Annotated in this window: 9 protein-coding genes; 1 reads left to right on the top strand and 8 read right to left on the bottom strand. The window is 28.5% G+C overall.

Annotation, left to right across the window (positions count from 1 at the left end; all coding sequences use genetic code 11):
* The first annotated feature begins 31 nt into the window (after window positions 1–31).
* A complete protein-coding gene (locus Q1J48_RS01735) occupies window positions 32–1,279 on the top strand; it encodes a pyridoxal phosphate-dependent aminotransferase (RefSeq protein WP_300331336.1) in 1,248 nt (415 codons plus the stop codon).
* A gap of 92 nt (window positions 1,280–1,371) precedes the next feature.
* Here the strand turns inward: Q1J48_RS01735 and rpsR are convergent, their stop codons facing one another.
* From rpsR to murC, 8 genes are all read right to left on the bottom strand, one after another.
* Complete coding sequence (gene rpsR / locus Q1J48_RS01730; RefSeq protein ID WP_027128452.1) at window positions 1,372–1,590, bottom strand: 30S ribosomal protein S18; 219 nt, start codon at window positions 1,588–1,590, stop codon at window positions 1,372–1,374.
* A 56-nt stretch (window positions 1,591–1,646) separates the two neighbouring features.
* Entirely contained in the window at window positions 1,647–1,931 is a 285-nt protein-coding gene (gene rpsF / locus Q1J48_RS01725; protein ID WP_177162111.1) for a 30S ribosomal protein S6, read from the bottom strand.
* 103 nt (window positions 1,932–2,034) lie between these two features.
* A complete protein-coding gene (gene ftsZ / locus Q1J48_RS01720; protein WP_300331346.1) occupies window positions 2,035–3,117 on the bottom strand; it encodes a cell division protein FtsZ in 1,083 nt (360 codons plus the stop codon).
* A 20-nt stretch (window positions 3,118–3,137) separates the two neighbouring features.
* Window positions 3,138–4,436 (bottom strand): cell division protein FtsA, encoded by a 1,299-nt coding sequence (ftsA, locus tag Q1J48_RS01715; protein WP_300331349.1) that lies wholly within the window; start codon window positions 4,434–4,436, stop codon window positions 3,138–3,140.
* Window positions 4,417–5,115 (bottom strand): cell division protein FtsQ/DivIB, encoded by a 699-nt coding sequence (locus tag Q1J48_RS01710; protein ID WP_300360720.1) that lies wholly within the window; start codon window positions 5,113–5,115, stop codon window positions 4,417–4,419. The genes ftsA and Q1J48_RS01710 overlap by 20 nt, the downstream gene beginning before the upstream one ends.
* Before the next feature lie 18 nt (window positions 5,116–5,133).
* On the bottom strand, window positions 5,134–6,003 hold the full coding sequence (locus Q1J48_RS01705) for a D-alanine--D-alanine ligase (RefSeq protein ID WP_300360719.1): 870 nt from the start codon (window positions 6,001–6,003) through the stop codon (window positions 5,134–5,136).
* Between the two features lie 10 nt (window positions 6,004–6,013).
* Window positions 6,014–6,868: a UDP-N-acetylmuramate dehydrogenase gene (gene murB, locus Q1J48_RS01700; protein ID WP_300360718.1), complete on the bottom strand. Its 855-nt coding sequence runs from the start codon at window positions 6,866–6,868 to the stop codon at window positions 6,014–6,016.
* Window positions 6,869–6,872: 4 nt separating this feature from the next.
* On the bottom strand, window positions 6,873–8,140 hold a 1,268-nt coding region (murC, locus tag Q1J48_RS01695), incomplete at its 5' end, for a UDP-N-acetylmuramate--L-alanine ligase (RefSeq protein WP_300360717.1).

Raw genomic sequence — 8,140 nt, 5'->3', positions numbered from 1 at the left:
TTTAATATAGATTAGGGTGTAGGAGGGTAATATGATTGCTCAGAAATTAATAGGAAAAGAAGTAGGAAAAGGGGCTTTTGGATTAGCTAGAGAGGTTAAAGCTTTAGAAAAGGAACATGGAAAAGATTCAGTTATCAATTCAACATTAGGGACTTTTTTTAGAGAAGATGAAAAACTAGCTGTTTTAACAACAGTAGAAAAAGTTTATAGAGAGACAGAAACTCCAGATATTTTTGGATATGCTGCTGGAGTAAGTGGTTCAGCTGAATATAAGACAGCAGTGAAAAAAAATCTTTTTGGAAAAAACTGTGACTACATAACAAAAAATGCTTTTGTAGATGTAGCAGCAACTCCAGGAGGAACAGGTGCTATATATATTGCATTTAAAGGATATGGAAATGAAGGAAATACAGTATTATTACCAGAGTATATGTGGGATGCTTATGTTCATCTAACAGGAGCAAACAATTTAAATAATGTTACTTATAAATTATTTGATGGAGATAGATTCAATATAAAAGATTTCTCTGAAAAATTATTAGAAGTAGTAAAAAGAGATGGTAGAGTATTAGCAGTAATCAATGACCCTTGTCAAAATCCTACTGGATATAGTTTATCTCATGAAGAGTGGGAGGAAGTAATCGAAGTTTTAAAAGAAGGATCAAAATATGGAGATGTTATTTTAATCAATGACATAGCTTATATAGATTATGATTTCAGAGGAAGAGATGCTTCAAGAGAATATATGAAATTATTTGTTGGTTTACCAGAAAATGTAGTTATAACTTTTGCTTATAGTATGTCAAAATCTTATACAAGCTATGGTCTAAGAACTGGAGCAATAGTGGCAGTATCTTCAAGCAAAAAAGTAATGGATGAATTTACAATAGTGGCAGAATATTTATGCCGTTCTTCTTGGTCAAATGTGTCAAGAGGAGGGATGGCTTTATTAACTAAAGTTTATAGTGATGAAAAAATATTAGAAGCTGTTAATGATGAAAGAAATGAGTGGGTAGATCTATTAAAAAGAAGGGCAAATATATTTATGGAAGAAGCTAAAAAAGTTGGATTAGAAACTTGTCCATTCAGAAGTGGATTCTTTATAACAATACCTTTAGAAAAAAATAAATCTGAAATAGTTGAAGATTTAAAAACTAAAAAAACTTTTGTTTTGTCAGTAAAAAAAGGAATAAGAATAGCTATTTGTAGTATTTCTTGTAAAAAGTTGGAAATTTTACCAAAATTAATAAAAGATTCAATAGAAAAATTTAATAAATAATTAAAATAAAACACCACAAAAAATTTTTTGTGGTGTTTATATAATATTATGAAAATAAAAAAAGCAGGTAAAACCTGCTATTTTTATTTAAATTACTTTTCGATTCTTGTATAAGGAATTAAAGCAATGTTTCTAGCTCTTTTTATAGCTTTAGCTATTTTTCTTTGTAACTTAGCGTTAGCTCCAGTTACTCTAGATGGGTTTATTCTTCCTTTATCAGAAACGAATCTTTTTAAAAGATCAACGTTTTTGTAATCGATTTCTTCAGCTTTAACTCTTAATTTAGCTCTTCTTCTTCTGAATTCAGCCATTTTAAATACCTCCTTTTTGAAATAAACTTTTTTACTATTTAATAGAATTTATGAAATTAGTCTTTTTTAACGATGATATATCTCATTACTTCTTCAGTAATGTTAAGTCTTCTTTCAACTTCTACTAGGTTAGTACCGTCCATTTCTAAAGTAACTAGCACGTAAAATCCTGTTTTCTTTTTGTCGATAGGATAAGCTAATTTTCTTTCTCCCCATTTTTCAGTTTTAGCAACAGTTGCTCCAGCGTTAGTTAATATTTCGTTAACTTTAGCCATAACAGCATCTCTTCCTTCTTCTAAAACAGTTGGGTTGATGATGTACATAATTTCGTAAGCTTTCATTTATTTACCTCCTCCCTGTGGTTTTCGCCCAAAAAATAAAATTAATTGAGCAGGGTCTTTATTATAATATCATATTTTTCTAATAAAATCAAGAATTTTTTTATTAATATCTTCCACTTCTTATCCAAGGTGGTAGATCAATATCAGATTCTTTTGCAGGTTCTGTTTGAGAAGATGCAGAATTAGAAGTTGTAGTAACTTTTTCTTGAGTAGGTTGAACATTAATAAATGGTTCATTTCTATCTACATCATCAACAAAGTTATTAGCGATTATAGTAACTTCTATTCTATCTTCTAATTCGTCATTGATATTAACTCCAAACATTACGTCATCTGCATCTTTACCAGCAGCATCTTTAACGATATTAGCGATAGATTGAGCTTCCATTAGAGTTAAATCAGAAGAACCAGCTATATTAAGAAGTATTTTACTTGCTCCAGAGATAGATTTTTCTAATAGAGGAGACTTTAATGCTTTTTCAGTAGCTTTTAAAGCTCTATTTTCTCCATCTCCATCACCAAATCCTAGAACAGCAACTCCAGAGTTTTGCATAGTAGTTTTTATATCAGCAAAGTCAAGGTTGATTAATCCATTACCGATGATTAAGTCAGCAACACCTTTAATACCTATTTTTAAAATGTTGTTTGCTTCTTTGAAAGCATTTTGTAAAGTTATTGTTTTATCAGGTAATTCAAATAATTTATCGTTAGGAATAACTACTAAAGAGTCAACATATTGTTTTAATTCAGCAATTCCTTTTTCAGCGTTGTTTCTTCTTTTTCCACCTTCGAATCCAAATGGTTTTGTAACTATACCAACAGTTAAAATACCTAATTCTTTTGCAACTCTAGCGATAACAGGAGAAGAACCAGTTCCTGTACCTCCACCCATTCCAGCTGTTATAAATAACATATCTGTATCTTCTAAAAGTTGTTTTAATTTATCTATATCCTCTTCAGCTGACTCTCTACCTATTTCAGGATTAGCTCCAGCTCCAAGTCCTCTTGTTAATTTTTCTCCAAGTTGTATTCTTACATCAGCTAAAGATTTGCTTAAATCTTGAGCATCTGTATTTGCAGCAATAAATTCTACTCCTGATACTCCAGTAGTGATCATATCGTTGATAGCGTTACCACCAGCTCCACCAGCACCTAGAACTTTTATTTTTACGATGTTGTCAGACATTTATTTAACCTCCCAATATTTTATATAAAATTAGAAAATAATTTTTTTAAATTTTTTAAAAGACTTTCTTTTTTCTCATTTGTTTCATCTTGATTAGTTGTTTCAACCTCTGTATTTTTTGAACTTTCTTCTTGAATAGAATCAGAAGTAGTTTTTTCTTTCATAGCATTTAATTTTTCCAATTTAGCTTTTTCTTGTCTTTTTATTTCTAAGTATTCTTTTTCCATTATTTCTAAAAGAATACCTATACAAACAGACATTTCTGGAGAAGGATTGGTAATTCCTTCTAATTTTAAAGGAGATACTCTAGTAACAGGATAACCTATTTTTATATTTATCCAACCAAACATATCATCCATTTTAGTTACTCCTCCAGTTAGGAAAATACCTTTTTCTAAGTATCCTTGGAAACCAGACTCATCAATTACATTTCTGATGAAATTAATAAAATCAGTAGAACGAGCATTTATCGCATCAGAAACAGCTTTAACATCAAGTCTTTTATTTTTTAAAATATATTTTCCATCATTTATAGAGGCAGTTTTTTCTATAATGCTTTGAGCCTCTTCTGGAGTTAGATTATATATATATCCAAGATCACTTACATAATGATTTCCACCAAGAGGTAATGATTTTGTATAAATAAGTTTATTATTTTTGTAAATAATAATATCAGTAGTTCCTCCACCTATATCAATAAGAGCAACTCCACTTTTTTTATCTTCATCTTTAAGAGTAGCTCTAGCAGCAGCATAAGCATTTAAAGTTATAGATTCGATTTCTAAATCTGCTCTATGAACTGTTTCTATAAGCTCATTTAAATCATCTTTTTTTATGAAGATTAAATGTATATCAGCTTGAAAGAATCTTCCTGTCATACCGATAGGGTTTTTAGTAGGACCTCCATTATTAACTTTTGCATTATATATTTCACTTTCTAAAAGTTCTTCATCAGGATTACCTAATTCTTGTTTTGCAATTTCAAAAAGTTTTTCAACTTCTTTTTTAGTTATAGTTATTTCATTACCAAAATCAATTTTAATGTTTTTAGTTCTAGAGAAAATGTTAGTACCACCATATCCAAGAGATACTTTATCAACAGTTAAATGAGTTTCATCTTGAACAAGTTTTACAGCTTCTTTTATGCACTCACTCAAAACTATTGGATTTTCTATAACATTTTTACGCATACCTTGAGTTTTGACTTGAGCATAGCTTAAAACTTTTAATTTTTCACCACTTCCATCTAGCTCTCCAGCTAAAAGTTTGACATTTTTATTTCCAATGTCTAAAACAAACTTATTTATACTGTTTTCCATTTTTATCCTCCAAATATTTAACTATATAATCTTCAAATCTTAAGTCAATATAGTCTATTTTTTTTTCTTTAGATAATCCAAAGCATAAATTTTTGCCAATACGGTATTTTTCTAAAGGAACAGTGTTGTTAGTTTTTAAAGTAGCACCATTTATTAATACCACATTTACACAATGTTCATCAACTTTATAAATTTGAGAAATATTTCCTTTAAGAATGTCTTCAATATTCTTTATTATACCTAATAATGATGAAATTTCAAAGTTATTTTTTACTAAAATAAAAGGAAGACTAGAAATCTTTTCATCACCTATTTCCCCATAAATTACATCGTTTTTATCAATTAAAAATATTTTATTATTATATTGTAAATAATATTTTGGTTTTCTTTTTTTGATGTCAATATTTAGTTTATTGAAATCTACAATATTTACATTAACTTCATCTATCCTAATATCCTTTTTTATAAGTGACTCAACTTCTTGTAGATCAATATCGGATAAAGATTTTCCTATAAACTTATCTTTAAAGAAAAAGAAATCTTTTGAAATATCTTCATTGATACCAGTAATCTCAACAGATTTTATTTTATATTCATTTCTTAGAAAAAAATTATCATTAGTTTTAATAAGACCAAAAGATAGTAAAACAAAAATACCAAAACGAATAAGTAATCCCAAAAATCTCACCTATCCTTTTTATTTAAATTTTTCAACCATCTTTCTAGTTAAATCGTCAAAAGAATATCCTTTTAAAGTAGCTACTTTTGGAACCAAACTTGTTTCAGTCATACCAGGGCAACTATTAACTTCTAGGAAGAAAACTTCTTCACCTCTTAGAATAAAGTCACTTCTAGAAATTCCACTCATTCCAAGTTTTTCGTGAATAAGAGCAGCGTTTTTCATAGCTATATTATAAGCTTTTTCACTTATTTTAGCAGGAAATTCATATTCACTCATTCCTTTTGTATATTTAGAAGTGAAGTCATAAAGTCCATTTTTAGGTTTAATTCTTATAACTCCAAGAGATTCTCCTTCAATAACTCCAACAGTTAATTCATCCCCTTGAATAAAATCTTCGATTGTAACCTCTTTGTCACCAGAATTTTTTATTGCCTCTTCAATCTCTTCTAATGAATTACAGATGTAAAGTCCAATGCTTGAACCTTCTACAGCAGGTTTTACAACAATAGGGAAAGTAGTTATATTTTTGATTTCATCTTTAGTATAGCTTTTTGGAGTTAACACACCAATGGATTGAGCTATATATTTAGTTAGGTTTTTATCCATAGAAACAGCACTAGCAGTCATACTAGAACCAGTATATTTCTTTCCTAAAACATCAAGTAGACCTTGTATTCTACCATCTTCTCCATAGATTCCATGAAGAGCCAGATAAGCAAGATCATATTCATTTTCAATAAAAGCAGATAAAAGATTTTCTTTTGTAAGAGTGACACCATAAGCATCATAACCTTGTCTTATAAGACTTTCTAAAATAGCTTTTCCTGTTTTTAAAGATATTTCTCTTTCAGAGGAAATTCCCCCCATAAATACAGCTATTTTCAATTTTGCCTCCTTATTTTATTACAATTATTTCTTTTTCTAGATTAACATTAAACTTTTCTTTTACAGTATCTTGAACAGTTTTAACAATATTCAAAACATCATTAAAAGTAGCTGTACCATCATTTACTATAAAATTAGGATGTTTTAAAGAAACTTGAGCACCACCTATTTTTAAACCTTGAAGCCCTGCATCTATTATTAATCTTGCAGAAAAATATCCTTCAGGATTTTTAAAAGTACTACCTAAATTAGGAAGTTCAATAGGTTGATTAGTTTCTCTTTTAGTTTTTATCTCTTTAACTAATTCTTTATTAAATCCCTTTTTAAAAGAAAAATTAGCACTTAGAACAACCCAAGATTTTTCTTTTATTTCAGTATATCTATAACCAATTTTTAAATCTTTTTTTTCAATAGTTTTGATATTTCCATCACTGTCTAAAATTTCAACACTTTCAATACAGTCGAAAATTTCTCTTCCATAGGCCCCACCATTCATAAAAATAAGTCCACCTACAGTACCTGGAATACCAGAAAGTTCTTCCAAACCAGACAAATCATTTTCAGACATATATCTTATAAGAAAACCAAAATCAAGACCAGCTTCAACATTTATTTTATTTTCACCAATAACAGTAATATTTCTTAATTTTTTTAATGAAATAAAATCAATATCCAAATATTCATCATTTATTAAAGTATTAGTACCATTACCTATTATAAAATAATTTTTTGATTTTTTCAATAGAGGAAATAATTCTTCCTTTGACTCAATTTCAATAAAATTTTTAGCCACTCCACCTATTTTCATATTAGAGTGTCTTTTCATAATGTGATTTTCAGATATAATCATTTTTTTCCTTTCCAAAATTCTATTTTATTTTTTCAACAAAGTGGTGAGCAAAGGAAGATATGCTTCCAGCTCCCATGAAAATATATACTCTAGAATCTTTTCTATTAAGTATATCATTTTCTAACTCTTCTTCACTAAGAGCTATTTTAGAGTTTTTATGATTTATTTTATTTAAAAGATCTTCAATAGTTATTCCAAATTCATCTTTTTCTCCAGCACTATAAACTGGCATAAGAATAAGTTCATCAGCATTATCAAAAGCTCCTTGGAACTGATCTAATAAAAATTTAACTCTACTGAATCTATGTGGTTGGAACACAACAGTTATTTTTTTTGTTTCAATACTTTTAGCACCCTCTAAAGTAGCTCTTATTTCAGTAGGATGATGTCCGTAATCATCAATAACTTTTATTTCATCATTATCTAATAAAATATCATATCTTCTTTTAGCTCCAGTGAACTCAGAAAGAGATAATTTTATACTTTCTTTACTAACTCCAAATTTAAGAGCGAGATAAATAACAGGAAGAGCATTGTAAACATTATGTTTTCCTGGAATAGAAAGAATAAATTGTCCCTCAAATTGACCATCTATATAGATATCAAAATAAGTTTTTTTACCCTCTACTTTTATATTGTCAGCAAAAAGAAATGCTTTTTTATTTATTAAACTATAAGTTTTAACTTTTTCATTTTTTAATATGACATCACAGTTAGGACAGTCTTCACAAACAAGAGCTTCTTTTGTAGTTTGTGATATAAACTTTTCAAAAGATTTTTTTATATTTGCAAGACAACCATGTTTTTCAAGATGATCTTCTTCAATGTTAGTAACAATTGAATATTTTGGATTCATAAAAAGAAAAGAGTTATCGCTTTCATCAGCTTCTGCTATGAAGTACTCGCTACTACCACATTTTGAGTTAGAACCAATAGCAGGAATAATTCCACCAACAACTATTGTTGGATCTTTTTCAAGTAGAACAGTTGAAAGCATAGAGCTAGTAGTTGTTTTTCCGTGAGTACCAGCAACAGCTATTCCAGTTTTTTGATTTAAAAGTTTAGCGAGAAGTTCCCCTCTTTTTATAATGGATATTCCTTCTGACTTAGCTCTTTTAAATTCTGGATTAGATTCTCCAATAGCAGTTGAAACAACAAGAGTATCAATATTATCAATATTGCTACTTTCGTGTTTATCAAAAATTTTTATTCCTTGACTTTGCATTTTTTCAGAAAGGTAACTTTTAGATAAATCTGAACCAGATACATTATAATTTAAAGTTTTCA

The sequence above is a fragment of the Fusobacterium sp. genome, assembly GCF_029258315.1.
In the GTDB taxonomy this organism is placed as follows: Bacteria; Fusobacteriota; Fusobacteriia; order Fusobacteriales; family Fusobacteriaceae; genus Fusobacterium_B.
This window is presented reverse-complemented; position numbering and strand designations above follow the sequence as displayed.